The sequence below is a fragment of the Nocardia sp. XZ_19_385 genome (genome assembly GCF_015355755.1).
Classification (GTDB): domain Bacteria; phylum Actinomycetota; class Actinomycetes; order Mycobacteriales; family Mycobacteriaceae; genus Nocardia.
This window is the reverse complement of record NZ_JACVEE010000004.1, coordinates 178,596-204,636: the sequence shown is the minus strand read 5'-3', so window position 1 is coordinate 204,636 and position 26,041 is coordinate 178,596. Positions and strand designations below refer to the sequence as shown.

The 26,041-nt window shown below is 67.1% G+C and carries 24 protein-coding genes; 14 read left to right on the top strand and 10 right to left on the bottom strand.

Annotation, left to right across the window (positions count from 1 at the left end):
- From octT to IBX22_RS29810, 8 genes are all read right to left on the bottom strand, one after another.
- On the bottom strand, positions 1-696 hold the full coding sequence (gene octT, locus IBX22_RS38390) for a diglucosylglycerate octanoyltransferase (protein ID WP_194819510.1): 696 nt from the start codon (positions 694-696) through the stop codon (positions 1-3).
- A gap of 1,087 nt (positions 697-1,783) precedes the next feature.
- Positions 1,784-2,452 carry a histidine phosphatase family protein gene (locus tag IBX22_RS29840; protein ID WP_194819093.1) on the bottom strand — a complete coding sequence of 223 codons (669 nt, stop codon included), beginning with the start codon at positions 2,450-2,452 and terminating at the stop codon, positions 1,784-1,786.
- The gene (gene rsfS / locus IBX22_RS29835) at positions 2,449-2,865 is read right to left on the bottom strand and encodes a ribosome silencing factor (RefSeq protein ID WP_194819092.1); all 417 of its coding nucleotides are present in this window, start codon (positions 2,863-2,865) and stop codon (positions 2,449-2,451) included. Before rsfS ends, IBX22_RS29840 begins: the two co-directional genes overlap by 4 nt.
- Positions 2,862-3,500 (bottom strand): nicotinate-nucleotide adenylyltransferase, encoded by a 639-nt coding sequence (gene nadD / locus IBX22_RS29830; RefSeq protein ID WP_194819091.1) that lies wholly within the window; start codon positions 3,498-3,500, stop codon positions 2,862-2,864. The genes rsfS and nadD overlap by 4 nt, the downstream gene beginning before the upstream one ends.
- A 58-nt stretch (positions 3,501-3,558) precedes the next feature.
- The gene (locus IBX22_RS29825) at positions 3,559-4,440 is read right to left on the bottom strand and encodes a hypothetical protein (RefSeq protein ID WP_194819090.1); all 882 of its coding nucleotides are present in this window, start codon (positions 4,438-4,440) and stop codon (positions 3,559-3,561) included.
- A 147-nt stretch (positions 4,441-4,587) separates the two neighbouring features.
- A complete protein-coding gene (locus IBX22_RS29820) occupies positions 4,588-5,988 on the bottom strand; it encodes a VWA domain-containing protein (RefSeq protein ID WP_309234844.1) in 1,401 nt (466 codons plus the stop codon).
- 3 nt (positions 5,989-5,991) lie between these two features.
- Entirely contained in the window at positions 5,992-6,873 is an 882-nt protein-coding gene (locus tag IBX22_RS29815; protein ID WP_194819089.1) for a MoxR family ATPase, read from the bottom strand.
- Between the two features lie 40 nt (positions 6,874-6,913).
- Positions 6,914-8,179, bottom strand: a complete 1,266-nt coding sequence (locus IBX22_RS29810; RefSeq protein WP_194819088.1) for a glutamate-5-semialdehyde dehydrogenase — start codon at positions 8,177-8,179, stop codon at positions 6,914-6,916.
- Positions 8,180-8,224: 45 nt separating this feature from the next.
- Here IBX22_RS29810 and IBX22_RS29805 point away from each other — a divergent pair, with 45 nt between their 5' ends.
- The 6 genes from IBX22_RS29805 (at position 8,225) to IBX22_RS29780 (ending at position 14,529) form a co-directional block, all read left to right on the top strand.
- Positions 8,225-9,115, top strand: a complete 891-nt coding sequence (locus tag IBX22_RS29805; protein ID WP_194819087.1) for a ribokinase — start codon at positions 8,225-8,227, stop codon at positions 9,113-9,115.
- 186 nt (positions 9,116-9,301) lie between these two features.
- Positions 9,302-10,519 (top strand): alpha-hydroxyketone-type quorum-sensing autoinducer synthase, encoded by a 1,218-nt coding sequence (gene cqsA / locus IBX22_RS29800; protein ID WP_194819086.1) that lies wholly within the window; start codon positions 9,302-9,304, stop codon positions 10,517-10,519.
- 17 nt (positions 10,520-10,536) lie between these two features.
- Positions 10,537-11,733, top strand: a complete 1,197-nt coding sequence (locus IBX22_RS38165) for a glutamate ABC transporter substrate-binding protein (protein WP_305082267.1) — start codon at positions 10,537-10,539, stop codon at positions 11,731-11,733.
- 128 nt (positions 11,734-11,861) lie between these two features.
- Complete coding sequence (locus tag IBX22_RS29790) at positions 11,862-12,641, top strand: LAGLIDADG family homing endonuclease (RefSeq protein ID WP_194819085.1); 780 nt, start codon at positions 11,862-11,864, stop codon at positions 12,639-12,641.
- Between the two features lie 111 nt (positions 12,642-12,752).
- Positions 12,753-13,976: an RtcB family protein gene (locus IBX22_RS29785; protein WP_194819084.1), complete on the top strand. Its 1,224-nt coding sequence runs from the start codon at positions 12,753-12,755 to the stop codon at positions 13,974-13,976.
- A 64-nt stretch (positions 13,977-14,040) separates the two neighbouring features.
- Positions 14,041-14,529 carry a hypothetical protein gene (locus tag IBX22_RS29780; protein WP_194819083.1) on the top strand — a complete coding sequence of 163 codons (489 nt, stop codon included), beginning with the start codon at positions 14,041-14,043 and terminating at the stop codon, positions 14,527-14,529.
- A gap of 3 nt (positions 14,530-14,532) precedes the next feature.
- On the opposite strand, the gene IBX22_RS29775 is transcribed toward IBX22_RS29780, so the two are convergent.
- Positions 14,533-15,015, bottom strand: a complete 483-nt coding sequence (locus IBX22_RS29775) for a hypothetical protein (RefSeq protein WP_194819082.1) — start codon at positions 15,013-15,015, stop codon at positions 14,533-14,535.
- 317 nt (positions 15,016-15,332) lie between these two features.
- Here IBX22_RS29775 and IBX22_RS29770 point away from each other — a divergent pair, with 317 nt between their 5' ends.
- The 8 genes from IBX22_RS29770 (at position 15,333) to IBX22_RS29735 (ending at position 25,152) form a co-directional block, all read left to right on the top strand.
- Complete coding sequence (locus IBX22_RS29770; protein WP_194819081.1) at positions 15,333-17,456, top strand: ATP-dependent DNA helicase RecQ; 2,124 nt, start codon at positions 15,333-15,335, stop codon at positions 17,454-17,456.
- Between the two features lie 337 nt (positions 17,457-17,793).
- Entirely contained in the window at positions 17,794-18,756 is a 963-nt protein-coding gene (gene ligD / locus IBX22_RS29765; RefSeq protein ID WP_194819080.1) for a non-homologous end-joining DNA ligase, read from the top strand.
- Between the two features lie 83 nt (positions 18,757-18,839).
- The gene (locus IBX22_RS29760) at positions 18,840-19,793 is read left to right on the top strand and encodes a D-isomer specific 2-hydroxyacid dehydrogenase family protein (RefSeq protein ID WP_194819079.1); all 954 of its coding nucleotides are present in this window, start codon (positions 18,840-18,842) and stop codon (positions 19,791-19,793) included.
- A gap of 87 nt (positions 19,794-19,880) precedes the next feature.
- Positions 19,881-20,861: an alpha/beta hydrolase gene (locus IBX22_RS29755; RefSeq protein WP_194819078.1), complete on the top strand. Its 981-nt coding sequence runs from the start codon at positions 19,881-19,883 to the stop codon at positions 20,859-20,861.
- Position 20,862: 1 nt separating this feature from the next.
- Positions 20,863-21,774 (top strand): SDR family NAD(P)-dependent oxidoreductase, encoded by a 912-nt coding sequence (locus IBX22_RS29750; protein ID WP_194819077.1) that lies wholly within the window; start codon positions 20,863-20,865, stop codon positions 21,772-21,774.
- A 7-nt stretch (positions 21,775-21,781) separates the two neighbouring features.
- Positions 21,782-22,702 (top strand): ferritin-like domain-containing protein, encoded by a 921-nt coding sequence (locus IBX22_RS29745; protein WP_194819508.1) that lies wholly within the window; start codon positions 21,782-21,784, stop codon positions 22,700-22,702.
- Positions 22,699-24,189 carry an NAD(P)/FAD-dependent oxidoreductase gene (locus IBX22_RS29740; RefSeq protein WP_194819507.1) on the top strand — a complete coding sequence of 497 codons (1,491 nt, stop codon included), beginning with the start codon at positions 22,699-22,701 and terminating at the stop codon, positions 24,187-24,189. The genes IBX22_RS29745 and IBX22_RS29740 overlap by 4 nt, the downstream gene beginning before the upstream one ends.
- Before the next feature lie 204 nt (positions 24,190-24,393).
- Positions 24,394-25,152, top strand: coding sequence for a MerR family transcriptional regulator (locus IBX22_RS29735; RefSeq protein ID WP_194819076.1), 759 nt, complete (start codon positions 24,394-24,396; stop codon positions 25,150-25,152).
- 58 nt (positions 25,153-25,210) lie between these two features.
- Here IBX22_RS29735 and IBX22_RS29730 read toward each other — a convergent pair whose 3' ends face one another.
- Complete coding sequence (locus IBX22_RS29730) at positions 25,211-25,927, bottom strand: ABC transporter permease (protein WP_194819506.1); 717 nt, start codon at positions 25,925-25,927, stop codon at positions 25,211-25,213.
- Positions 25,928-26,041: the final 114 nt, after the last annotated feature.

Genomic DNA, 26,041 nt, shown 5'->3' with positions numbered 1-26,041 from the left:
CTACCGAACCTCCTGCAAAGTTTTCACCATCGCATTGGCCACCGCGGTGTGCCCGGCCCAGCCCCAATGGATGCCGTCCGGGTTCGCCTCGCCCGAGAAGATGTTCTCGCGCACCGCTTCCCCGAGATCGACCAGCGGCACCGAGGTGCGCGCCGACCAGGCCTGCAAGGCTTTGACCGCACGCGGCCGGCCGCGGTGCACACGCCCGTAGGCGGCGCAGTTGTGCACCGACGGGAGCACACCGACGAACGGCAGGTCCGGACGCAGTTGTGCCAGGGCTTCCCTGGACTGCTCCAGGTAGTCGACGCTGACCCGCGGCGGAAGTGCCACGGGGCGGCCGAGTTTCGCGAGTTTCGGCTGCAGCCAGTTGTAGGTGGCTCGGACGACCCGGCGCAGGCCGGGCGGGCGGACGTAGCGGATCTGCTCGCGCAGCGCGGTCGGCAGCGGCGAGGGCAGACTGTCCATGCCGCCGACGGCGAACACCACGGCACCCGCGTTCGGGACCGCCGCCCAGATCCGCGGGTCGCCGATCAGCGCCCAGTAGGCGTCACGGCAGGTCCAGCCGATGCGGCCGACCAGCTCGACATCCCAATCGAGTTCGGCGGCAACCAGGTTCGGCCAGATCCGGGGGTCGTCGGCGGGCAGGCCGCCTTTCGGGCCGAAGTAGGACAACGAGTCGGCGACCACCAGCAGCACGGGCCGCTTGGCTTGCTTCGCCGCGACAGCGGATTCGGGCGCGAGTGCCGGAACAGCGGATTCCGCAGGGACGACCTGGGTTTCGGCGGCCGGGACGACCAGATCCGTCGCTGCCGGAGCAGCGGGCTCGGTTTCCACCGGAGCCACCAGTCCGGTCGCGGCCGCGGCTGCGGGCTCGGTTTCAACCGGAGCCGCCACATCCGTCGCTGCCGCAGCGGTACCCCCAGCTCCCGCCGGAGCCACCCGTCCCGTCACTGCCGCAGCAGTACCCTCAACTTCCGTCGGAGCCACCAGATCCGATGCTGCCGCAGCAGTACCCTGAGGTACCGCCGGAGCCACCCGGCCTGTCGCTGCCGCAGCAGCACCCTGAGCTTCCGCTGGAGCCACCAGATCAGTTGCAGGCGACTCGCTTTCCCCCGAAGTCACTGAACCGTTCACTGCCGGAGCAGCAGGCTCGGCTTCCCCGGCAGCCACCGCTCCGGTGTCCCCCGGAGTCGCGGACTCGGCTTCAGCCGGAGCCGCCGTGGTATCGGCTGGAGCCGCCAACCCGGTATCAGCCGCCGAACCCGGATCGGATTCGGCAGGTTCGGCGAGTTCGACTGCGGCGACAACGGCTTCAGCCGCCGCCACTGCCTCGGTGCCCGAATCGACCTCGCCCGCAGCTTCTTCCGCACCGGTCACCTCAGCGGCCGCCACGGAAGTCGCTTCGGCCGAGACCACCGCGGTAGTCGGCTCGTCCGCCGCCGCTTCGATCGAATCGGCCGCCGCTTCCGTCGAATCATCCTGCTTGCCAGGCGTTCCCGAAGCCTTGTCGGCCGCCGACGACCCAGCGGCAGCAGCCGCGGGCTCCTCGGACACCTTCGACACGGGAGCCGGCCCGAACAGCGCGTCCGGCAACTGCCGATCGGCCTTGGCCGTCACACGCTTGAACAGCTCGTCGGGCACCGATTTGATCGGCTCCTCGGCGTCTGCCTTCTTCGCCGGTTTCGGCGCGGGCGCCGGACCGAACAGGGCATCGGGGAGTTGTCGCTCGGCCTTGGCCGTGACTTTCTTGAACAACTCGTCCGGTACCGACTTGATCGGCTCTTCAGAGGACATCGGGAGCTACCTTCGCCGCTGCGTTCCACACATCGAGGCGCCACCCGGGCTGTTCGATACCTGGACCGTGGCTGCTCAGTTGCACCCAGCTGGTGTTGGCCAGTCCACCGAGGACAGGCCAGTTCTGTGGCGGCAAGTCGAGCAGCGCGGCCGTAAGGGCGGCGATCAGCCCGCCGTGCGCAACCAGGATGATAGTCCGGCCGGGCCAATCCTGTCGCTCGGAGAACAATTCCCGCACCACGGGCAGCGCTCGCGCGCCCACTTCGAGTTTGCTTTCGCCGTTCGGTGGCCGGTAGGCGGCGTCCAGCCGCCATTCCACGCGCGCACCCGGGTAGTCGGCGTCGACCTCCAGGTGGGTCAGGCCCTCCCAGTCGCCGAGATGGGTTTCGCGCAGCCGCCGGTCCAGCTCCACCGGCACGTTCGTGTGCTCGGACAGAGCCAGCGCGGTGTCGTGGGCGCGTCTCAGGTCGGAGGAGACGATGGCGATCGCGTTGCGCGACACCAGTTCCCGTGCCGCTTCTTTCGCCTGTCTACGGCCGAGCTCGGTGAGATCGGTGTCGATCTGACCCTGCATCCGGTCGGCGGCGTTCCATTCGGTCTGGCCATGCCGCAGCAGAATCAGCGTACGAACACCGGCCTGTCTCCATGCACGACTCACTCGACCGCGTCCGCCTCTTCCGAAGCCGTCGCAGCGCCGTTGGCCCTGGGATCGCCGAGACCATCCACCGGCACCACCGGGCAGTCCTTCCACAGGCGTTCCAGCGCATAGTAATTGCGCTCGTCGTTGTGCTGGACGTGCACGACGACGTCGACGTAGTCGAGCAGCGCCCAGCGCCCCTCGCGGGTGCCCTCGCGACGCACCGGCTTGTGCCCGGCCTCGCGCAGCTTCTCCTCGATGTTGTCGACGATGGCGTTGACCTGGCGCTCGTTCGGGGCGGAGGCGATCACGAAGCAGTCGGTGATCACCAGCTGCTCGGAGACGTCGAGCACCACCACGTCGGAGGCCAGCTTCTCGTCTGCCGCGCGCGCGGCGACCTGCGCCATCTCAACCGCTTCGGCCGTTGCCGTCACTTGGCTACCTTCCGTTCCGCGGGCTCATACAGGCTCCGCTTCGATATGTATTGCACTACGCCGTCCGGGACGAGGTACCACACCGGCCGGCCTTCGGCGGCACGGCGGCGGCATTCGCTCGACGAGATCGACAGTGCGGGAATTTCGATCATGGTGACCGCATCGGCCGGGAGGTCCCGCAGATGTTCGGTCAGATGATCGGTGTTCAGTTCGTACCCCGGCCTGCTCACCCCGACGAACTTGGCCAGTTCGAACAGTTCGGCCCAATCCTGCCATGTGAGGATGTTGGACAGTGCGTCCGCACCGGTGATGAAGTACAGCTCGGCGTCGGGATGCTGGGCCCGCATCTCGCGCAGGGTGTCCACGGTGTAGGTCACCTTGCCGCGATCGATGTCGGCGCGACTGACCGAGAACCGCGGATTGGATGCGGTCGCGATGACCGTCATCAAATAGCGGTCCTCGGCCGGACTGACCTGCCGGTCGGCTTTCTGCCACGGCTGCCCGGTCGGCACGAAGATCACTTCGTCCAGGTCGAAACGGTCCTGGACCTCGCTGGCGGCGACGAGGTGGCCGTGATGGATGGGATCGAACGTCCCGCCCATCACCCCCAGCTTGCGCCGCCTTGTTTTCTGCATGAGGTCCGAGCTTAGCGCCCGCGCAATGAGCCCCTTCGCCCGCGCGGCTTCTGGCGGGCTATTGCTCCAGCATGTCCGCGAGCTGCCGGCGCGTGTGCGTCAGCTCGATCTGGATCTCCGCCGAGGGTGCGGCCCGTTCGAGCTGTTCGAGTTCGTCGAGCAGCCCGCGCATCGCCGCGGGCCCCTCGGATTCGGCCGGACTGCTCCAGTAGTCCAGCCAGGCCGCCGACCGCAGGCACCGCGCCCGTTTGCTGACCTGGCCGAGCTCGCCCCACAGCCGCGCCGCACGCCGGTAGACGACCTGGGCCTGGTCGTCCTCGCCGCAGGAATCGAGCGCTGCGGCGGCCGACCAGGCCAGCTCGGCCTGCAGTTCCATCCGGGCGGGATCGTGCTGCACCAGCCGCGCTCCCTCGATGAACTGCCGCGCCGCCTCCCGATGCCGTCCCAGCAACTTGAGCGACCTGCCGTACTGGCCGAACACCAGCGCCATCTCCGCCGGTGGATAGGGTGCCTCGCCCGCCCCGATCGGCCCCGCGAACGCCACGGCGGCCTCGCTGTGCTGCCCGGCCCGGTGCAGTGCCCGTGCGGCGACGAAGGTCAAATGCACCGTGTCCGCCTCGGAGATCCCCGCCCACCGGGCGGCGGCTTCCTGTGCCGCGGCGGCGAGTTCGGCCTCGCGTCCCGGCTGCCCGGACATCACCATCACCAACTGCGAACTCAAGCGCGCCAGATGTTCCGCCGGCAACGCATTGGCTCCGAACGAAAGAGCCTGCCGCAGATACTGTTCGGCGTCCCCCGGATGGTCGAGCAGTCGCATGGCCGCGAGATCCGCCAGCCGCACCGCCTCGTCCGCACTCCCCTCATCGCCCAGCACGGCACACCCGCTGCCGCACGAGAAGCGCTCGCCCCGTTGCCACCTCGCCCGGCCCTGGTCGATCACCCAGAAACGAGCACCTGTTCCCCGCCACGCCGCCGACTCCCGGCGTTCTCTTCACCATGGGTGCGGATCATGATCCCGACCGCCAATGGTTCGCTTAAAGAAGACTGATAGTCGAGGACCGCGCTGGGATTTCGGCAGAGGCAGTAGTCAGACCGGCAGCAGACGGGACACCACTTCGGTGAGCTGGCGCGCCGAGCGGCATTCGTGCATTTCGATGACCTGGCCGTACTTGTCGGCGGCGGAATCGCCCGAGCCCCATTGGGTTCGGGGTTCCGGGTTGAGCCAGTGCGCGTGCTTGGCGGTGTCGGTCAGCGTGCGCAGGGTGCTCAGTTCGGGGTCACGGTAGTTGGTGCGGGCGTCGCCGAGGACGAGCAGGGAGCTGCGGCTGGTGACGGCGTCGGGATACCGTCGGGCGAAGCTCGCCAGAGCGTTGCCGTAGTCGGAATGACCGTCGAGGCCGACGACACCCGACTCGGTGAAAATGCGGGTCATCGCCTGGTCCAAAGGTGTTCGCGGGTCGAAGAATTGAGTCACCTCGTCGACCTGGTCGACGAAGGCGAAGATCCGCACGCGGGAGAACTGTTCGCGCAGCGCACTCACCAAGAGCAAGGTGAAACTGCTGAAGCCCGCTACCGAGCCCGAAACATCGCACAGCAGAACGAGTTCCGGACGACCGGGCCGGGGCTTGCGGGTGACCAGATCGATCGGCACGCCACCGGTGGACATCGACTTCCGCAGGGTCTTGCGAAGATCGATCTCGCCGCGGCGAGAATGCCTGCGGCGCACCGCGAGCCGCGAGGCCAGGATGCGAGCCAGGCGCTGGGTGCTGCGTTTCAATTCGGTCAGCTCGCGCTCGGAAGCGCGCAGGAAATCGACGTCCTCGGCTTGGCGGGCGACACCGTAACCGGCCACCCGTTCCCGGCCGATCCGTTCGGCGACGCGCCTACGTGTTTCGGCTTCCACCGACGCCCGGAAACCGTCGATGCGCTGCCGGGCAGCGCGCCGGGCGATCTCGGTGTCGAAATCGCTGTCCCCGGGACCGATGGCAAGTCCGGCAAGGATTTTCGCGAGCAGTGTCTGCGGCTGCACCTCACGCAACGCTTGATAAGCGGAGAAGGATGGCCCCTGCGCGGACTGATACTGGCCGAGCTGTTCGACCAACTGCGCGGCGAGTTGCTCCAGGCGTTCCGAAGCATCCTCTTGCGCAAGCAATTCCGCGAGCATCTCCCGCAGCGCGGGGATATCGATGTCACCGGTGCGGGTGCGCGGCAGATCGAGATCCTCGACCGCACTGCGCTGCCCGATCGCCACCGGGAACCACAGATCGAACAGCCCGTCGAAGGTGGCCCGGTGGGTGGTGCGACGCAACAGCGCACACGCCAGACCCTCGCGCAGCACCTCGCGGTCCATCAGATCGAGCACAGTCACCACCTGGCCCGCGTCCACCGTCTCCGACGGCCCGACCGGAATCCCGCGCGCCCGCAACGCTTCCACGAAACCGACGAGATGACCGGGCAGCCCGTGCGGAGCCTCCAACCCGGAACTCACGACTCAGGCCAGTTTCAGTTCGGCCAGCGCGCGCTGGTGGTCCGCCTGGTGTTTGAGCACCACCCCGAGGGTGGCGCGCACGGTGGCATCGTCCATGTCCTGCATGCCGAGCGCGAGCAGCGTGCGGCCCCAGTCGATGGATTCGGCGACCGAGGGCAGCTTCTTCAACTGCATCCCGCGCAGCACGTGCACGATCCGCACCAGCTGCGCGGACACGGCGGCGGACAGCTCCGGCACCCGGCTGGCCAGGATGCGCCGTTCCAGCTCCTCGTCCGGGAAATCCAGGTGCAGGTAGAGGCAGCGGCGCTTGAGGGCTTCGGACAGCTCACGGGTGGCGTTGGAGGTGAGCACCACGAACGGCTTACGCGTCGCCGTGATGGTGCCCAATTCCGGCACGGTCACCGCGAAATCGCTGAGCACCTCGAGCAGCAGACCCTCGATCTCGACGTCGGCCTTGTCGGTCTCGTCGATCAGCAGCACCGTCGGATCGGATCGGCGGATGGCGGTCAGCAGCGGCCGGGAGAGCAGGAACTCCTCGGTGAAAACGTCGGCTTTGGTTTCCTGCCAGTCATTTTCGCTGGAGGCCTGGATGCGCAGGATCTGCTTGGCGTGGTTCCACTCGTAGAGCGCCCGCGCCTCGTCGACGCCTTCGTAGCACTGCAACCGCACCAGCTCCGCGCCCGCGGTCTGCGCGACCGCGCGGGCCAGTTCGGTCTTGCCGACACCGGCGGGGCCCTCGATCAGCAGCGGCTTACCGAGCCGGTCGGCGAGGAACACCGACGTCGCCGTCGCCTTGTCCGCCAGATAGCCGGTGCTCGCCAGCCGGTCGATCACATCGTCGACCGAGCTGAAGATCGGCTCCTGAACTGCGCTTTCGGAACCCACGTGGTGTCCTTCCTTCCAATACCAACCCCCACGCTACGGGTTAGACCGGACGGACCTGCCCGTCCCCCCAGACGATCCACTTGGTGGAGGTCAGTTCCGGCAGGGCCATGGGGCCGCGAGCGTGCAGTTTCTGCGTGGAGATACCGATCTCCGCACCGAAACCGAACTGCTCACCATCGGTGAAAGCGGTCGAGGCGTTGACCATGACCGCCGCCGCGTCCACCCGGTTGGTGAACTCGCGCGCCGCCGCCAGATCGGCGGTGACGATGGCCTCGGTGTGCCCGGTGCCCCAGGTATTGATGTGCTCGACCGCGGCGTCCAAGTCGGCGACTACCTTGAGCGCGATGTCGAGGGTGAGGTACTCCTCGCCCCAGTCCTTGTCGTCGGCGGGGACCAGGCCGGGCAGGTCGCCGTGCACGGTCACGCCGTGCTTCTCCAGCGCCTCCATCAACTTGGGGACTGCGGTGGTCGCGATGGCGTCGTCGATCAGCACCGTCTCGGCGGCGTTGCAGACGCTGGGACGGCGGGTCTTGGCGTTGATCAGGATCTGCTCGGCCATGTCCAGGTCGGCGGCGGAATGCACGTAGACGTGGCAGTTGCCGGTGCCGGTCTCAATGGTCGGCACCTGCGCGTCACGGACGACGGCGTTGATCAGGCCCGCGCCGCCGCGCGGAATGACCACGTCGACCAGGCCGCGGGCCTGGATCAGATGGGTCACGCTGGAGCGGTCGTGGCTCGGCAGCAGCTGCACCGAATCGGCCGGGATGTCCTGGGCGGCAAGCGCTTCCCGCATAACTTTGACCAAAGCCGCATTGGAGTGCGCGGCCGAGGAGGAACCGCGGAGCAGCGCCGCGTTACCGGACTTCAACGCCAGACCGAAGGCGTCGACGGTGACATTGGGCCGGGCCTCGTAGACCATGCCGACCACGCCGAGGGGCACCCGCGTCTGCCGGATCTCCAGACCGTTGGGCAGCGTCGACCCGCGCACCACCACGCCGATCGGATCCGGTAGGCCCGCCACCTGGCGCAGGCCCGAGGCGATGCCGTCGATCCGCGGCTTGGTCAGCCGCAAACGATCGATCAGGGATTCCTCGGTGCCGGCCGCCTGCGCGGTCGCGATGTCCGCGGCGTTGGCCGCCAGCACGTCGTCAGCCGCGGCGAGCAGCGCGTCGGCGGCGGCATGCAAGGCGTCGTTCTTCTGCGCGGTGGTCAGCTGGGCCAGTGCCCGGGACGCGACGCGAGCCTTTCGCGCGGCCTCGTGCACCACCTCGCGGGTATCAATCTCGGTCGTCGTTCCTGCACTCATGGGGTACAGCCTACTAACCGGGGCGACCCGATTACCCTCGCGGCCATGACGAAGCCGCCGAAGGTCGCCGTGCTCGGCAGTATCAATATGGACCTGGTCTGTACGACCGAGAAGCGGCCCGAACCGGGTGAAACGGTCCTCGGTACCGGGTTCACCATGGTGCCCGGCGGCAAGGGCGCGAATCAGGCGATCGCGGCTCGGCGGTCCGATGCGCTGGTGGAGTTCTTGGGCGCGATCGGCCGGGACATGTTCACCACGCCACTGCGCGAGGTGCTCAACGACTCCGATGTCGGCGGCGCGCGGCTGCGGTCGCTGCCGGGTTCGAGCGGAGTCGCCACGATCGTGGTCGAGCAGGGCGGGGAGAACAGCATCATCGTGACCCCCGGCGCCAACGCGAGGCTGACCGAGCTCGACGACGCCGACCTGGAGACCATCGCCGAGGCCGATATCCTGCTGTGCCAGTTGGAGATTCCGGTCGAGACGGTGACCGCGGGGGCGCGGCACGCACGCGCACACGGGACGACGGTGATCCTGAATCCGTCGCCGGTGCGTGAGCTGCCCGAGGAGCTCTGGCGCGAAATCGATGTGGCCGTGGTGAATTCGGGCGAAGCGGACCGGCTGGGCACCGCACTCGACCGCATCGCACATGTGATCACCACCCGGGGCGCGGACGGGGCGGACTACCGCGGGCCGGGCGGGGAACTGCATTGCCCCAGCCCGAAGGTGCGGGTCGTCGACACCACCGGCGCGGGGGACGCCTTCACCGGCGCGCTCGCGGCCGCCTGGCATCGCGGCCCCGAACGAGCCCTGGCCTGGGCGTGCGCGGCCGGTGCGCTCGCGGCCACCGAGCTCGGCGCGAGCAAGTCGATCCCGGACGCGGACAGCATCGCCATGCTGCTCGGCGACCCGCTGCTCAATCCAGGAAGCAACCGCTAGGTCTTCGAAGGCCGAATACTCTTCCGCCCCATCCGTTTCGCGGTCACTTGTCCAGCTCGCCGCGAACGCCTTCCCGGAATCGATTCGCACGGCGCGAATTCGGCCGAACCCCCTCCTGGCACGAGCGCCAGTGGTTCAATCACACGCGATGCTCTCGAGTAGCTAGACAGTGAAGGGAGTTCGTCATTGATTCCCACTATCGCCGATCGGGTGCAGAGCCGAGTCGATCGCTTCTCCTACGGCAGAGTGGTCGGCGAGTGGGGTGGGCGGCATCTGCTACACGGCCTGACGCCAGGACCAGACGCTGTACTCCTGAATAGCAATGACTACCTGGGCCTCGCGGGGGACCAGCGAATCGTCGAGGCGATGTGCGCCGCACTCGCCGCAGGCGGCGCGCGGTTCACCTCGGGCGCCTTCGTCGATGGCGACCATCCACAGATCGCCGTGGAACGCGAGTTAGCTGACCATATGCGGGCGCCCGCCGGGATACTCTGCCAATCCGGCTGGGACGCGAATATCGGTCTGCTGCAATCGATTGCCGACCCGCGCACCCCGGTCTACCTCGACAGCCTCGCCCACATGTCGATGTGGCACGGCGCGAAAGTCGCCGGGGCGCCGATTCATCCGTTCCGGCACAACTTTCCCGGGCACCTGCGCGAGGAGATCCGCACCTACGGGCCGGGCATCATCGCGGTCGATTCCATCTACAGCACCAACGGATCCCGCGCGCCGCTGGCACAGCTCTGCGATGTCGCCGAGCAGACCGGCAGCCTGCTCGTCGTCGACGAAACGCGGTCGCTCGGGACCGACGGGCCGCTCGGGGCGGGCTCGGTGGTGGCGCTCGGGCTGGCCGAACGGGTGCCGTTCCGGGTCGCGAGCCTGTCCGGGGCGCTGGCCGGGCGGGCCGGTTTCGTCGCGGCCAACGGCGTCGATTTCGTCGACTACTTCCGGATGGAGTCGTTTCCCGCGGTGTTCTCCGGCACCCTGTTGCCGCACGACCTCGCCGGGATCTCGGCCGCGCTCGCCGCCGCGCGCGCCGACGATTGGCGGCGAGAACGCCTCGTTGTGCTGTCGGAGCGCGTGCGTACCGCGTTGACCTCCTTGGGTTTCGACCTGGAGTCCGCCGCCGGTCACATCATCGCGCTCCAGGCGGGCCCGGACCTGCGGGCCCTGGCCATGCGCGACTTCCTGGAGGCGCGTGGCATTTTCGGCGCTGTCCTCTGCCCGCCCGCCACCGCACGACACCGCACCATCGTCCGTTTCTGCCTGCACGCCGACCTCACCGACACCGAAGTCGACCGCATCATCCAGGCCTGCAAGGAAGTTCGCGACGCGTTCGGCACGATCCCCCCGACGGTGCCGATCCGCACCGGAGTCCCCGTACCCAATCAATCCACCGTCTAGACAGGAGATTCGACTCGATGAAGCGCTCGATCCTTGCTGTCACCCTCGCGGCCGGCCTGGTGCCGGTCTCGTGCTCCCAAACCGATGTCGCCGCACCGGAATACGTGGTCGGCATCAAGTTCGACCAGCCCGGGCTGTCGGTGATGGACAACGGGAAGCCGCGCGGATTCGACGTGGAGATCGCGAACTACATCGCCGGGCACCTCGGCACCGAACCCGGAGAGATCACCTGGGTGGAGGCGCCGACGAGCAAGCGGGAAGAATTGTTGCGGGGCGGCGACGTCGATTTCGTCGTCGGGTCCTACTCCATCACCGCCGAACGGCTCCGGCAGGTCGCCTTCGCCGGGCCGTATTTCATTGCGGGGCAAGATCTTCTGGTGCGCGAGGACGAAACAACCATCGACCGGCCCGAGGACCTCGGCGGTCGCACCGTGTGCACCGTCACGGGCTCCACCTCCGCGGACAAGATCAAGAGAGACTTCGCCGCCACCGCGAATCTCATTACCCGGGAAACATATTCGTCCTGCGTCGACGACCTGCTCGCAGACAGGGTCGACGCGGTGACCGCCGATGACGTCGTCCTCGCCGGCTACGCCGCCCAGTCCCCCGCGGAACTCCGGGTCGTCGGCCATCCCTTCACCCGGGAGCGCTACGGCGTCGGCGTCCGCAAGGGCGACACCGAACTCCAATCCAAGATCACCACGGCGATCCGGGCCATGATCGCCGACGGCGCGTGGGACCGTGCGATCCAAACCCACATCGCCCCTTCGGGTTACACCCCGCACCCGGCCCCGCCGGTCTTCACCGCCACCGACGCACAAATCCTCCCCGCCGACCCCGCCACCCTGGACCCGGCCCTGGTACAGACCGTCCACCAACTCACCGAAGCCGCCAACACCCAGCAATGGGAAACCTTCGACTCCATGATCTGCCCCGAAGCCTCCCCCGCCGTCAGCTCCTTCGTCATGCAATACACCCCGAAATACGACGACCACCTCGGCCCCGAAGTCAAAGACTCCGACTTCCAGCACACCACCACCGGCATCGCCCAGCACACCCCCGACTCCGCCACCTTCCTGGCCCGCGAAACCTTCACCAACATCCCCGCCAAGTACCGGCAGTACTTCAAGGACATCGACTACACCGCCACCATGACCCGCCGCGACGGGCAGTGGCAGATGTGCGGTCTGGCAGCTGATTTCGTAGAGTCCTGAGGCGCCCCTCGGGCGCATCGACTTGGTGCACTCCGGCACTTGTCAATCACAGTCCACCAAAAGGGACTAACAGGACAAGATTTCGCAGATCTCCTCGTACGTCAGTTCGATCATTCTAGGCTCAGGCTATGTTAGAGCTGACGAATCCCGAGGTCTCGTACATGGTCGGCCTATTTCAGACCGACGGCTCCCACTACGGAAGCACTGCAGCTAAAGGTCGATTGACTATTGAGTTGTCCGACCGCGACGGCAAGCTCCTGTGGGAGTTGCAGCGCCACCTGCCGTGCTACTCATCCGTCACAACTCGGACCCGTGACACGAATTTCAAGAAAGCCCATGTCTCCCGAGTTCTGTCGGTCTGCGCACAGGAGGTCCGCACAAAGTTTGAAGCCTTTGGCGTCCCAGTTGGCAAGAAATCCAATATCATTCAAGCCCCAAGCCAGCAGTTCAGTCGACCTGACTATCTGCGAGGAATAATCGACGGCGATGGCTCAATCGGGTTCACAGCCAAGGGCTATCCATTCGTCAGCATCGTCACCGCCAGCAAATTGCTTGCCGATCATATTTGCACCGAGATCGAATCCATATGCGGAGTCCGCAGGACTGCCCGGCGTAACCAACGTGATTCTGTCTTCAACATCATGGTGGCCAACGAACCCGCTGCGGCGTTGGCCACCTGGTGCTATCCCACTGGCTGTCTGTCAATCCGACGAAAATATCTAGCCGCCCGTGACGTTGGATCATGGATTGCGCCCACGACTCGATTCGGCGGTACGAGTAAGGCGTGGACCGCGGAGGAAGACGCGGAGCTTCCATTCCTGTCCGTCGCAAGAGCCGCGACTCTATTCGGCCGGACTGAGCAAAGCGTCAAGATGCGGCGGTGGAGGCTCGGCCTGTCGGCCGCATAGACCATGCAATCAGCTTGTCCTCCTCAGGTCGGCTACCTGGACAATATTCAGGTGCATCGCGCTGCGTCCTGCCCGTACGGTACAGCTGTTGCTGAAGGAGAGGACAACGACATGTTTCCCGTCGAGCTGCGCGGTACCCGGGCGCAGACGCTTATGTGGGCCCACGAGCACGAGGTCGAGCAGGCCGCGCTGCAACAGTTGCGCAACATTGCGCAGCTGAGATGGGTACACGGCGTCCGCGTTATGCCTGACGTGCACCTCGGCAAAGGCGCAACCGTCGGATCCGTTATTGCCATGAAGGATGCTGTCGCGCCGGCTGCGGTCGGCGTCGATATCGGGTACGGAATGGAGGCCGTCAAAACTGACCTCACGACCGCCGATCTCCCGGATAGCCTGCGCTCATTGCGTTCTCGGATCGAGGGCGCAGTGCCGGTAGGATTCCAGGCACACAAGGACCCGGTCGATGTCACCCGACTCGGCGCCCGGTTCGCCGCGTCCCATGGAGCTGTCGCCCTGCAGAAGGTCGGTTGGCAGCGCTTCTGGAACTCGTTTGGGTCGTTGCATAAAGGTGTACAAACACTCGAAAACAAGGCTCGCAAGCAAATGGGCTCCCTTGGCGGTGGAAATCATTTTGCGGAACTTTGCATAGCTAACGATCAGCGGGTCTGGATTCTTCTGCACTCCGGTAGCCGCAATATTGGAAAGGAACTTGCCGAGCGCCATATGGCGATTGCCCGGAAGCTGAAGCACAATCAAGAGCTGCCGGATCGGGATCTTGCTGTATTCCTTGCTGGAACGCCGGAAATGGCAGCGTACCGGGGCGATCTGGAATGGGCACAGGAATATGCGGCGCGGAATCGTGCGGTCATGCTAGGGCTCGTCTGCCAGGCCGTGCGGGACGAATTCGCCGGGCGCGAAGTGCGTTTCGACGAGCCGATCAGCTGCCACCACAACTATGTGGCCGAGGAGCTGATCGATGGTGTGCCGATGCTCGTCACCCGTAAGGGTGCGGTGCGGGCGGGCGCTGGAGATCTGGCGTTGATCCCCGGGTCCATGGGGACGCGGTCGTATGTGGTTCGGGGTAAGGGGAATCCGGCCTCGTTCCAGTCGGCGTCACACGGGGCGGGGCGGCGGATGAGCCGGAATGCGGCCAAGCGGCAGTTCACGGTGGCGGATTTGATCGCGCAGACCGAAGGCGTGGAGTCGCGGAAGGACGCGGGGGTGGTCGATGAGATTCCGGCCGCGTACAAGGACATCGATCAGGTGATCGAGGCACAGCGGGATCTGGTGGACGTGGTCGCCACGTTGCGTCAGGTGCTGTGCGTGAAGGGCTGAGCGACGAGTGGGCCCCGGTAGTGCGACTGCCGGGGTTCGTTCGTGTCGGCCATAGGGTGGGTGCGTGAGACCCTCTCGTCGGCCGTTGGCCGTGTTCGACCTGGACAACACCCTCGCCGATACCGCGCATCGGCAGCGGTATCTGGAACGCTCGCCGCGGGCTTGGGACGCGTTCTTCGCGGCCGCGCCGCATGATCCGCCGCTCGCCGAGGGCGTGGCGTTGTTGCTGGAGAGTGCGCGGGAGTGCGAGATCAACTATCTGACCGGGCGGCCGGAGCGCTGCCGGGAGGACACCCGGACCTGGCTCGCCGAGCACGGGCTGCCCGCGGGGCGAATCTTCATGCGGCGCAATGCTGATCGCAGTCCCGCGCGTCACGTCAAGCTCGAGGTCCTAGGGCGGCTCGCTCGCGGACGGGAGATTCGGATGCTGGTCGACGACGACGAACTGGTGTGTATCGATGCCGAGCGCGCAGGCTTCACAGTGGTCCGGGCGCGGTGGGCGGGCGCCTCGACGGCGTTGCAGCAGGCGCAGGAGACCGAAGGCCGGACCTGAGGGTCAGCGTCGCCGGAAGGTGGCGGCCGCGCCCGCGCCGACCAGCAGCACCCCGGCCAGGAAGATGCAGCCGTTGATCACCCAGGCGTGCACGGCCAGCAGCGTCTGGTCGGACAGCAAGGGGATTTCGGTGATCAGGCGATAGGTGTCCTCGGGGAACATGAAATAGATGACGCCAGGGAAGACGCCCCAGGTCAACCCCGCGATGATCGGGCCCGCCGGTGCATAGGCGGCGAGACCCGCCACCAGCAGCAAAAGCGCTGCGCCGACCAGGATTTGGACGGTGGACCCGACACGGTCGGCAGCGTCACCGAGGATCATCCACTGCCGGGCGCTGGCCGCGCCGTGCGCGGCGAAACCGATACCGATGGGCGTGATCAACAGGCAGATCACGGTGCCGGTCAGGAAACGGGAAAAGCCGCCGGTGGTGCGGAATTCCGCGCCGGGCGGAGACCAGCCCGCAGGCGGCTGATACTGGTACGACATCTATCGCCTCCTGCACGCTGCACGAACGCTGGCACGTCCATTGTCGCTCCACACCAGCGAGTTCGCCCGGTTGCGGAAGTAGGCAAATGATCTCGCGCGGATCGCGATCGCGGGCCGGAACGATCACCGCGCCGGTATTCACACGATCTGCTTCGCACCTCCGCTTGGCACCTCGCACATCCACCGGGCACGTAGCAATGCGGATGGCCGGTCCAGGGGCCTGAACGTAGGACGATCACCCGCTCAGGGCCGGTATCGCGGTCAGCCCCTGCCCGCGGTGATCTTTCCTGTCGGTCCGGTGCGGCACGATGGAGCCCATGACCACGGCCCGCGACACCTCAGCAATCGATCTCAACGCGCCCGATCTGCGCGATCGGGCCGAACAGCTGCTCCGCGAACTGGCCGGGCCCGCGGCACGGCTGCGCGAAGACCAGTGGACCGCGATCGAGGCTTTGGTGGTGCAGCGCCGGCGGGCGCTGGTGGTGCAGCGCACCGGCTGGGGTAAGTCGGCGGTGTATTTCATCGCGGCGAAGCTGCTGCGCGGAGCGGGCCGCGGGCCGACGGTGATCGTCTCGCCGCTGCTGGCGTTGATGCGGAACCAGGTGGCGGCTGCCGAGCGCGCGGGAGTTGTTGCGGCGACCATCAATTCGGGCAACATGACCGAGTGGGACGACATCCATCAGCGGGTGGCCTCGGGCGAGATCGATGTGCTGCTGGTCAGTCCGGAACGATTGAACAACCCCGACTTCCGGGATCAGGTGCTGCCGAAGCTGGCCGCCGACGCCGGGCTCGTCGTGATCGACGAGGCGCACTGCGTCTCGGACTGGGGCCATGACTTCCGCCCCGACTATCGCCGCATCCGCACGCTGATCGCCGATCTCGGCTCCGACGTCCCGGTGCTGGCCACCACCGCGACCGCCAACGACCGCGTGGTCACCGACGTCGCCACCCAAATCGGCACCGAGACACTGGTTTTGCGCGGCACCCTGGACCGGGAATCGCTGCACCTGTCGGTAGTGCGATTCGACGACGCGGTGGAGCGCACCGCTTGGCTGAGCCAGCACCTGAGCGACTTCAAAGGCTCCGGCATCGTCTATACGCTCACCGTGGCCGCCGCCCACGACCTCGCCGACGTGCTGAACTCGCACGGCCACACCGTCGCCGCCTACACCGGCCAGACCGACCCCGCCGAGCGCGAGGTGCTGGAACAGGCATTGCTCAACAACGAGGTGAAGGCGCTTATCGCGACCTCCGCCCTGGGCATGGGCTTCGACAAACCGGACCTGGGTTTCGTGGTGCATGTCGGCGCGCCCTCCTCCCCCATCGCCTACTACCAGCAGGTCGGCCGCGCGGGCCGTGGCACCGACCGCGCCGAGGTGATCCTGCTGCCCGGCCCGGAGGACGCCCGCATCTGGAGTTACTTCGCCTCCGTGGCCTTCCCGCGCGAGCACATCGTCCGCGCCGTGCTGGACGCGCTCGACTTCGACCGCCCGATGTCCACCGTCGCGTTGGAACCGCTGGTCGAATTGAACCGCTCGCGCCTGGAAATGGTGCTGAAGGTGCTCGACGTCGACGGCGCGGTGCGCCGGGTCCGCGGCGGCTGGCTCGCTACCGGCCAGGACTGGACCTACGACGCCGAGCGCTACGAGCGCTTGGCCGCGGCCCGCGAGGTCGAACAGCAGGCGATGGTCGACTATCAATCCACCACCGGCTGCCGGATGAACTTCCTGCGCCGCCAACTCGACGACCCGGGCTTGGCTGCTCTCGAAGGCAATTCCCCGGATTGCGGCCGCTGCGACAACTGCACAGGCACCCGACCCGACACCACCGTCGATGCCGCCGACCTGGCCGCCACCCGCGCCCGCCTGGACCGCCCCGGCCTCGATCTGGCCCCGCGCAAACAGTGGCCGACCGGACTGGCGAAGCTCGGGATCCCGTTGTCCGGCAAGATCACCCAGGGCGCCGAGACCGGCCGGGCGCTGGGCCGCCTCACCGACCTGGGCTGGGGCCAGCGTTTGCGCGCCCTGCTCGATGCCCCCGACGACCCGATCCCGGACAATGTCTTCGACGCCTGCATCGCGGTCTTGCGCGGCTGGGATTGGTCGACCCGCCCGACCACCGTGATGGCGCTGGAGAACCCCGACTACCCGGTCCTCACCGCCACCATGGCCGCGCGCCTCGCCGAAGTCGGCCGCCTCCGCGATCTGGGCACCCTCCCGACCAAGCCGGGCCATCCGCCGGTGTCGGCCGCCAACTCCGCCCACCGCGTCGCCGGTCTCTACGACTCCTGGGATATCCCGGACCTGTCGACCGTCGACGGCCCGATCCTCTTGGTCGACGCCCTCACCGACACCGGCTGGACCCTCACTCTCGCCGCCCACGCCCTGCGCCAAGCAGGCGCCCCGGCTGTTCTGCCCTTCGCCCTTGCATCTGTCACTTAACCGGCATCGACCCACACTCGATAACAATCCCGCCCCGTCGGATCACCAATCGGGCACGATTCGCGGATCTCGGCCTGCCAGCGGGAATTGACATGGCATGGACCCGAAGAAACTAGACGAATGGATGGCTGCTCGCCTGGATCGGGAGCAGACAGCGAACTCCGCCGCCAACAGCCGGTGCCCGAATTCCGGGTGCCCGCGGGCGTGGCACGGGCTGCCGTTCGGCGGCTGCGAAGGATCGTGGGCGTACGAATTCGGTGCGCGCGACGCGGCCTGACGTGGTGCGTTGTCGGCCGACGACCAGCGCGGTTGCCGCGCGCCCGCTATCGTCGGACGGGTGGCCGGTAAGTCTGGAAGTCCCGCGATCGAGCTCGATGTCGGGGATCGGACGGTGCGGATCTCGAATCCGGATCGGGTGTACTTCCCCGAGACCGGGGCGACGAAGCTCGACCTGGTCCAGTACTACCTGAGCGTCGGCGACGGCATCGTCAACGCGTTGCGCGACCGCCCCTGCATGCTGCACCGTTTCCCGAAGGGGCTGGCCGGGGACAAGGTCCATCAGAAGCGACTACCCGCGGGCGCCCCGCCGTGGGTTCCGACCGTCCGGGTGTTCTTCCCCCGCTACAGCCGCACCGCCGACGAATTGTGCGTCAGCGAGCTGGCCGACGTGATCTGGGCAGTGCAGATGTCGACGGTGGAGTTCCATCCCTGGAACTCCCGGCGCGCCGACACCGAGCGCCCCGACGAGTGGCGCATCGATCTGGATCCGATGCCGGACTGCCCGTGGTCGCGGGTGCAGCGGGTGGCCGGGGTGGTGCACGAGGTGCTCGACGACCTCGGTGCGGTCGGCTGGCCGAAAACCTCAGGGGGACACGGCCTCCACGTGTACGTGCGGATCGCGCCGGAGTGGGGTTTCGCCGAGGTCCGCCGCGCCGCGCTGGCTTTCGCGCACGAGGTCGAGCGCCGCGCACCCGACGACGTGACGACCACCTGGTGGCGCAAGGACCGCGATCCGAAGCTGCTGTTCGTCGACTACAACCAGAACGCCCGCGATCACACCATCGCCGCCGCCTACTCGGTGCGCGGAGTGCCGGAGGCGACGGTCTCGACCCCGGTTCGCTGGGACGAGATCCCCGATATCGATCCGCGCGACTTCACCATGAAAACCGTGCCGCCGCGCTACGCCGAACTGGGCGACCTGCACGCCGACATCGACAACGCGGTGTTCGGCATCGAGCAGCTACTGGAGTGGGCCGACCGCGACAGCATCGCCGCCGACCCACCCGAAGACCAGCCCTGACCTTGCTAAACCACGGCCCGGCGGTGCCCATTAAGGTAGTTTCGGGCCGCTACGGCCGCGCATTCACAGGGAGGTCCGCGAGGATGAGTGACACAGTCGTACCGATCGCTGTCGGCCCCGTCCGGCCCGAACCAACCCTGTTACTCAAAGCCGTCGGCGAGGGCGGCGCCGAGGTCACCGATCTCGCGGACGCGCGCGCCTTGATCTGGGCCGGCACCAGCCCCGGCGAGTTCCCCGACCAGCTGCCCGCGAGCATCGAATGGGTGCAGCTGCCCGCCGCCGGCGTCGAGGATTGGTTCACCGCCGGCATCATCGCCCGTCATCCGAACGTCCGCTTCACCTCGGCCGCAGGCGCTTTCGCCAACAGCGTGGCCGAGCACGCACTGATGCTGCTGCTCGCGGGCGTGCGCTACCTGCCCGAGCATCTGCGCGCGGCGAGCTGGCGGCAGCAGGATTTCTTCCCGCACGTGGGCAGTTTGCGCGGCAAGACCGTCACCATCGTCGGCGCGGGCGGTATCGGCCGTGCGCTGATTCCGATGCTGGCTCCGCTCGGCGCGCAGGTCATCGCGGTCAACCGGTCCGGTCGTCCGGTCACCGGTCCCGGCATCCCGGATTCGGTGGAGACCGTGCCCGCCGACCAGCTCGGCAAGGTGTGGAGCCGCACCGATCATGTCGTGATCGCGGCGCCCGCGACCGCCGCTACCCAGCATCTCCTCGGCGCGGAGGAACTGGCCCGGCTCAAGCCGTCGTCCTGGGTCATCAACGTCGCCCGGGGCAGCCTGATCGATACCGACGCCCTGGTCGCGGCGCTGGCTTCGGGCGCCATCGCGGGCGCGGGCCTCGATGTCACCGAACCGGAACCGCTGCCCGACGGCCACCCGCTCTGGGTGCTGCCGAATGCCATTGTCACACCGCATGATTCGAATCCGCCGCAGCTGCGGCTGGCTGCCTTCGCCGACCATGTCGCCGCGAATGTCAGCCGGTTCGTCGCAGGCCGGGAGCTGCTGGCGCCCATCGATCCCGAGCGCGGCTACTAGAAAACAGCGGGGCCGGTAGCAGGCCCGTACATTGCTGTTTTGAATGTGCCATTGACAAATGGCACATTCATCGCTGATTCTGAATGCATGACAAGGTCAACGAGGACCTCGGTCCCCGCCATTCCGGCGGCGCCCTCCCTGCGCGCCTCCGTCGCTGCCACCGCCGCCGCATACGCCCTGCGGCCGCTGCACAACGCGATTCCCATGAACCCGCCCGGCATCTGGTTCGCACGTCAGCTCATCGCCACGCTCATGACCGTCGGCGGCCCGCCGATGTCCGGCATTACCGTCACCAAGGTCCGCGACGGGGGCGTCCGCGGCGAATGGGTATGCGCGCCGGGCGTTACGTTCGGGCCGCGGGCGGTTTATTACATACACGGCAGTGGGTATGTGCTGTGCTCGGCGCGCACCCATCGCGGCCTGGCGGCCCGGTTGTCGAAGCGGACCGGTCTGCCGGTCTTCGTCGTGGACTACCGGCTCGCACCGGAGCACCCGTTCCCGGCGGCCGCCGACGACGTCGAGGCGGGCTACGCCTGGCTGCTCGGCCGCTACGCGGCGGCGGATCTGGTGATCGGCTGCGATTCGGCGGGCGGGCACCTCGCGCTCGACCTGCTCATCGAGAACCATCGCCGGGGCCAGGCCCAACCGGCCGCGGTCGCGATGTTCTCACCGCTGCTCGACCTCACCCTCGGCTTGGCCGCCGAACAGGAACGCCGTCGACCGGACCCGCTCGTCACCGCCGCCGCGGCGAGTAAGTTGCCGGCGCAGTACACCCGGGGGCTGCCCGCCGATACCCCGCGGCTGCGGCTCAGCATCCCGAAAGGCACTGTGCTGCCGCCGATTCTGGTGCAGGCGGGTGGCACCGAGATGCTCGCCGCCGACGCTCGCGCACTGCACAAAATGGTGCGCGCGGCGGGCGGGGACTGCGTACTCGAGATCTGGCCCGGCCAGGTGCACGTCTTCCAGGCGCTGCCCGTGCTGGTCCCCGAGGCCGACCGGGCGCTGGCCCGTGCCGCCGACTTCCTGTGCGCGGCACAGGATTCCGTCACCGTCGAGAAGGTGAGCTGAGATGTTCGGACTGGAAAAGCTGATACCGGTGGCGGTACGGCCCCGCCGCTCCTATGGTGCGCGAGCGGTGGTCACCGGCGCGGGCAGCGGTATCGGCCGCGCCTTCGCCCTCGAGATCGCCGCGCGCGGCGGCCAGGTCATCTGCGCCGATATCGACGAGGTGCGCGCGGATGAGACCGTCGCGCTCATCGACCGCGAGCACCGGGGTGCGGCACACGCGTTCCGCTGCGATGTCGCCCAGCGCGAGGACGTGCAGAACCTGGCCCGCTTCGCCGCCTCGATCTTCGAGGGCCCGGCCTCCTTGGTGATCAACAACGCCGGCGTCGGCATCGGCGGAAAACACGTGGGCGACATCGGTTTCGAGGACTGGAGCTGGGCGCTCGGCATCAACCTGTGGGGCGTGGTGCACGGCTGCGAGGTATTCACCCCGCAATTGCGGTCCTCGCGCGAGCGGCCGCGCGGCATCATCAATGTCGCCTCCGCCGCCGGGTTCGCCGCCGCGCCGTCGATGGCGGCCTATAACACCGCCAAGGCCGCGGTGATGTCGCTGTCGGAGACCATGGCCGCCGAACTCAGCGGCACCGGCGTCGGCGTGACGGTGCTGTGCCCGACCTTCGTCAAGACCAATGTCGCCCGCGACGGCCGCATCACCGGTGAGGCCACTCGCCTGGCCGAAACCCTCATGCGCATCACCGGTTTCACCCCCGACCAGGTCGCCAAGGCCACCCTGGACGCGCACGATCGCGGCCAGCTCTATGTGCTGCCGCAGCTGGACGCGCACGTCGTCTGGCGGCTAAAGCGCTACTTCCCCGCGCAGTACACCCTCGTCCTCGGACTGCTGGAACGGCTACTGCCGCAGGACACTTCGCCTTCCCCCGACCGGATCACGGTCACCGACAAGACGGGAGTCTGACATGGCAATCGCTATGGACTTCGACGATATGCTCCGCAAGATCAAGGACCGGCAGTGGGCGCTGGCCGACATCGAATGGGATGCGCCTGGCGCGGAGATGATTTCGCCGGAGCTGCACGCCAAGCTCAAGCCGTTCATGGCCGATCTGATGTGGATCGAGAACGTGGGCGCCCGCGGTTTCGCCGCCATGGCCAAGAAGGCGCCGACCGAAACCCTGCGCGAGATCTACCGCTACTTCCATGCCGAAGAGCAGAAGCACGCCAACGCCGAACTGGCGCTGATGCGGCGCTGGGGCATGCTCGACGGCGACGAGATCCCGCAGCCGAACATCAACGTCAAGCTGGTCATCGACTTCCTGGATCAGTACGCCGACAGCATGTCACTGTCGTTCCTGGGCACCGTGATTCCGATGCTCGAGGTGGCGCTGGACGGTGCGCTGGTCAAGTTCATCATGGACGAGATCGAGGACCCGGTCTGCCAGGAGGTGTTCAAGCGCATCAACGCCGACGAATCCCGCCATCTGGCCGTCGATTTTGCGGTGATGGACGTGCTGGGTCACGCCGAGATCCGCAAGCTGCTGATCGAACTGGTCGGCGGCTGGGTCAAGCCGACCTTCATGATCGGCGTGCTCAGCTATGTGCCGCTGCTGAACAAGATGCGCGACAACATCGTGGCGATGGGCGTCGACGAGGAGAAGCTGTACGCCGCGCTCAAGCGGTACGGAAACGTCGGGGAGCGCAGTGAATTCGCGCGGCGGCTGCCGATGTATCAGATCGTGAAGATGCACGGCGGCTGGGTGATCAACCGGCATCACCCCTACCACCTGGTGGCCGACGCACTGGTGAAGATCACCGCCCGGGTACCGAAGGTACTGTTGCGAAAGGACCCGACGTGGTCGAAGGAAATCACCTACGAGCCCGCGGCATGAAGACCATCGACGTTGCCATCATCGGTGCGGGATTCGCGGGTATCGGGGCCGCGATCCGGTTGCGGCAAAAGGGCATCCACGATTTCACACTGTTCGAGCGTGGCACGAAGATCGGCGGGACCTGGCGCGACAACACCTATCCCGGTGCGGCGTGCGACATTCCGTCGCGGCTGTACTCCTACAGTTTCGCACGGAACCCGGATTGGTCGCACACCTACTCGGGCAGCAACGAGATTCTCGGCTACATCGAGTCGATGGCCGCCGATTACGGTCTGCACGAACGGATTCGGTTCGGCCATACGGTCGCCGGGATCGAGTTCGACGAGTCGGCCGGGCACTGGACCATCGACATCGAAGGACGGGATCCGGTCCGGGCCCGCTCGGTGGTGCTCGCGTCGGGTCCGCTGGCCAACGCCAGCTTCCCGGCCATCCGCGGCATCGAGGACTACGAGGGGCACAAGATCCACAGTGCTCGTTGGGATCACGACTACGACTTCACCGGCAAGAAGGTCGCGGTGGTCGGCACCGGAGCCAGTGCGGTGCAGATCATTCCGGAGCTGGTCAAGCAGGCAGCCTCGGTGAAGGTGTTCCAGCGGACACCGGGCTGGGTGCTGCCGCGCGTCAACCGGCGCACCAGCCCGCTGCTCAAACAGCTCTACCGACAGGTGCCCGCCTCCGAATCGCTGGCCCGCCAGGCCTGGTTCTACGGGCACGAATCGGTAGCACTCGGCGTCGTGTGGAACACCCCGCTGACTCGCGTGGTGGAGATGGTCGGCAAGGCGCAGTTGCGCAGGCAGGTCAAGGATCCGTGGCTGCGGCGCCAGCTCACCCCCGATTTCCGGGCGGGCTGCAAGCGGCTGCTGATGACCGACGACTACTACCCGGCGTTGCAGCAGGACAACTGCAAGCTCATCACCTGGCCGATCGCCCGCCTCTCCGAGAAGGGCATCCGCACCGCGGAAGGCGTTGAGCACCAGGCGGATTGCATCGTGTTCGCGACCGGGTTCGATGTGTCCAAGGCGGGCACGCCGATCCCGATCGTCGGACGCGATGGCAGGGTGCTGGCCCAGGAATGGTCCAAAGGCGCCTACGCCTACAAGAGCGTCGCGGTGTCGGGGTATCCGAATCTGTTCTTCACCTTCGGCCCGAACTCCGGCCCCGGCCACAATTCGGCGCTGGTGTACATGGAGGCACAACTGGATTACCTGTCCGGCGCCATCAAGACCATCCTGGACCGCGACCTGCGCCTGCTCGACGTACGCCGGGAAAAGCAGGACCGCTACAACGCGGCCATCCAGCGGCGGCTCACCGCCACCACCTGGAATTCGGGCTGCCACAGCTGGTACCTCACCGAGGACGGTTTCAACGCAACCATGTACCCGGGTTTCGCGACCCAGTACGTCAACCAGTTACGCACCCTGAAACTGGACGACTACGAGGTGGTCGAGTCCGTGCCGGCGCGCCCGAAGATCGCCGCAGTGTCGTGACAACCGGTGTTCGCGGCCCGTGTCGCAGCCGAGTAGCCGACAGCGCAGGCGCGAGTCTCGGCTGCTCGGATGCGAGACACCGGGCCGCGAACACCCGGTGCCGCAGGCGCTGGCAGAAGGCACAGACCGTTAGACTCGGTCGGTCAGCGATCGGGTTGTCGGAGCGTCGGTAGCGACGCATGGTGGGCGAGGGAGGTGTGATCGATGCCGGAGTACCGAATCGATGACCTCGCTCGCGCCGCGGGCACCACCACCCGCAATGTCCGGGCCTATCAGGAACGCGGCCTGCTCCCACCGCCGCTGGGCAAGGACGGCCGCGCCAGCCTCTACGGCGACGCGCATCTGGAACGCCTGCGCTTGATCGACGCGCTGTTGCAGCGCGGTTTCACCACCGCGCACATCGCCGACTTCATCACCAGCTGGGAGACCGGCAAAGACCTCACCGAGGTGCTCGGCCTGCAGCACGCGGTCACCGCGCCGTGGGGCGCCGACGAAACCTTCGAGGTCTCGCGCGAGCTCATCGGGACCATCCTGGGCGCCGAGACCGACGAACTCGTCGAACGGCTGCGCGAGATGAAACTGGTGCGCCTCGAGGGCGACACGGTGGTCTTCACCGATACCCAGCTGCTCGCCTCGTTCGCCGAACTGCACGAGTACGGCATCGAGCTGCGCATGCTGATCGAGATCTACGCCAAGGTCGCCGATCGTATCGACGACGTCACCCACATCATGATCACCGCCGCGAAACAGCACATCGTGGACGAGCACGGCGCGGGCTGGCTGCCGGACACCAACGCCGAAATCGCCCAGACCACAACGATGCTCACCAAGATGCGCGAGCTGGCGGTGGCGGCGGTGCACAGCACGCTGGCGCGGTCGCTGGATGTGACCTTGCGCCGGGAACTCGGCGACTACCTCGCCACCGCCGCCGAACGCACACCCAGCCGGCCGGAGTCCACCTAGCGGCAGGCAGGCCCTTCAGTGCCCGCAGGATGACAGGGCCCGCCAGGTAGTACGCCCCTCAACGCCGTTCATATAGAACCGCTGCCGTGACATAACCCATCGCTGCCAACCCGAAGCACCATAAGACGGCGCTGACCACGCTGCTGTTGCCCGCACCGCCCCACTCCGCGCGCAAACTGTCGACCACTGCCGTGGCGGGTTGATGGTCGGCGAACCCGCGCAACCATCCCGGCATCGTGGCGGTCGGCACGAACGCACTACTGAGGTACGGGATGAACATGATCGCGTAGGTGAACCCGCCTGCCGCTTCGGGACTGCGTGCCAGCAAGCCGAGTGCGACGGCGATCCAGGTCACCGCGAGCACGAAGAGCACGATCACCGCCAGCGCCGTCAACCAGCCCAAAACATCTGCGCGCGGCCGGAATCCGAGAATCGTGGCAACAATCAGCACGATGGTGATGGCCGCCAGATTCCGCAGCAATCCCTCCCCTGCGTGCCCGGCCAGCAGCGCCTGCCGGAACATCGGCAGGGTGCGGAACCGTTGCACCGCACCCGAAGTCATGTCCCCCGCTACGGCCGTCGCAGTGATCGATGCACCGAACCCCGTGCACAGCAGCACAATTCCCGGAACGACATAGTCCAGATACGGCCCTTCGACCTCGATCGCGCCGCCGAACACGTATACGAACAGCAGCATGATCAAGATCGGCAAGAGCACCGAGATCACCAGGGTGTCGCGACTACGCAGCGTATGCCGCCCGCTGCGCACGAACATCACGTAGGAGTCCGCGCACACGCGCCCTGCCGTCCTGGGCACGGCGAAAGATCTCTGGCGGACCGGAGACCCTTCGCCGCGCTGCGGATGACCAGCAGCGGGTTCGGTCACGGA

Bases quoted from the DNA above. Each gene is read 5' to 3' on its own strand.
- nadD (WP_194819091.1), bottom strand. From the start codon at position 3,500: ATGCAGAAAACAAGGCGGCGCAAGCTGGGGGTGATGGGCGGGACGTTC.
- IBX22_RS29810 (WP_194819088.1), bottom strand. From the start codon at position 8,179: ATGAGTGCAGGAACGACGACCGAGATTGATACCCGCGAGGTGGTGCAC.
- IBX22_RS29805 (WP_194819087.1), top strand. From the start codon at position 8,225: ATGACGAAGCCGCCGAAGGTCGCCGTGCTCGGCAGTATCAATATGGAC.
- IBX22_RS38165 (WP_305082267.1), top strand. From the start codon at position 10,537: ATGAAGCGCTCGATCCTTGCTGTCACCCTCGCGGCCGGCCTGGTGCCG.
- IBX22_RS29790 (WP_194819085.1), top strand. From the start codon at position 11,862: ATGTTAGAGCTGACGAATCCCGAGGTCTCGTACATGGTCGGCCTATTT.
- IBX22_RS29785 (WP_194819084.1), top strand. From the start codon at position 12,753: ATGTTTCCCGTCGAGCTGCGCGGTACCCGGGCGCAGACGCTTATGTGG.
- IBX22_RS29775 (WP_194819082.1), bottom strand. From the start codon at position 15,015: ATGTCGTACCAGTATCAGCCGCCTGCGGGCTGGTCTCCGCCCGGCGCG.
- IBX22_RS29770 (WP_194819081.1), top strand. From the start codon at position 15,333: ATGACCACGGCCCGCGACACCTCAGCAATCGATCTCAACGCGCCCGAT.
- IBX22_RS29760 (WP_194819079.1), top strand. From the start codon at position 18,840: ATGAGTGACACAGTCGTACCGATCGCTGTCGGCCCCGTCCGGCCCGAA.
- IBX22_RS29755 (WP_194819078.1), top strand. From the start codon at position 19,881: ATGACAAGGTCAACGAGGACCTCGGTCCCCGCCATTCCGGCGGCGCCC.
- IBX22_RS29750 (WP_194819077.1), top strand. From the start codon at position 20,863: ATGTTCGGACTGGAAAAGCTGATACCGGTGGCGGTACGGCCCCGCCGC.
- IBX22_RS29740 (WP_194819507.1), top strand. From the start codon at position 22,699: ATGAAGACCATCGACGTTGCCATCATCGGTGCGGGATTCGCGGGTATC.
- IBX22_RS29735 (WP_194819076.1), top strand. From the start codon at position 24,394: ATGCCGGAGTACCGAATCGATGACCTCGCTCGCGCCGCGGGCACCACC.
- IBX22_RS29730 (WP_194819506.1), bottom strand. From the start codon at position 25,927: ATGTTCGTGCGCAGCGGGCGGCATACGCTGCGTAGTCGCGACACCCTG.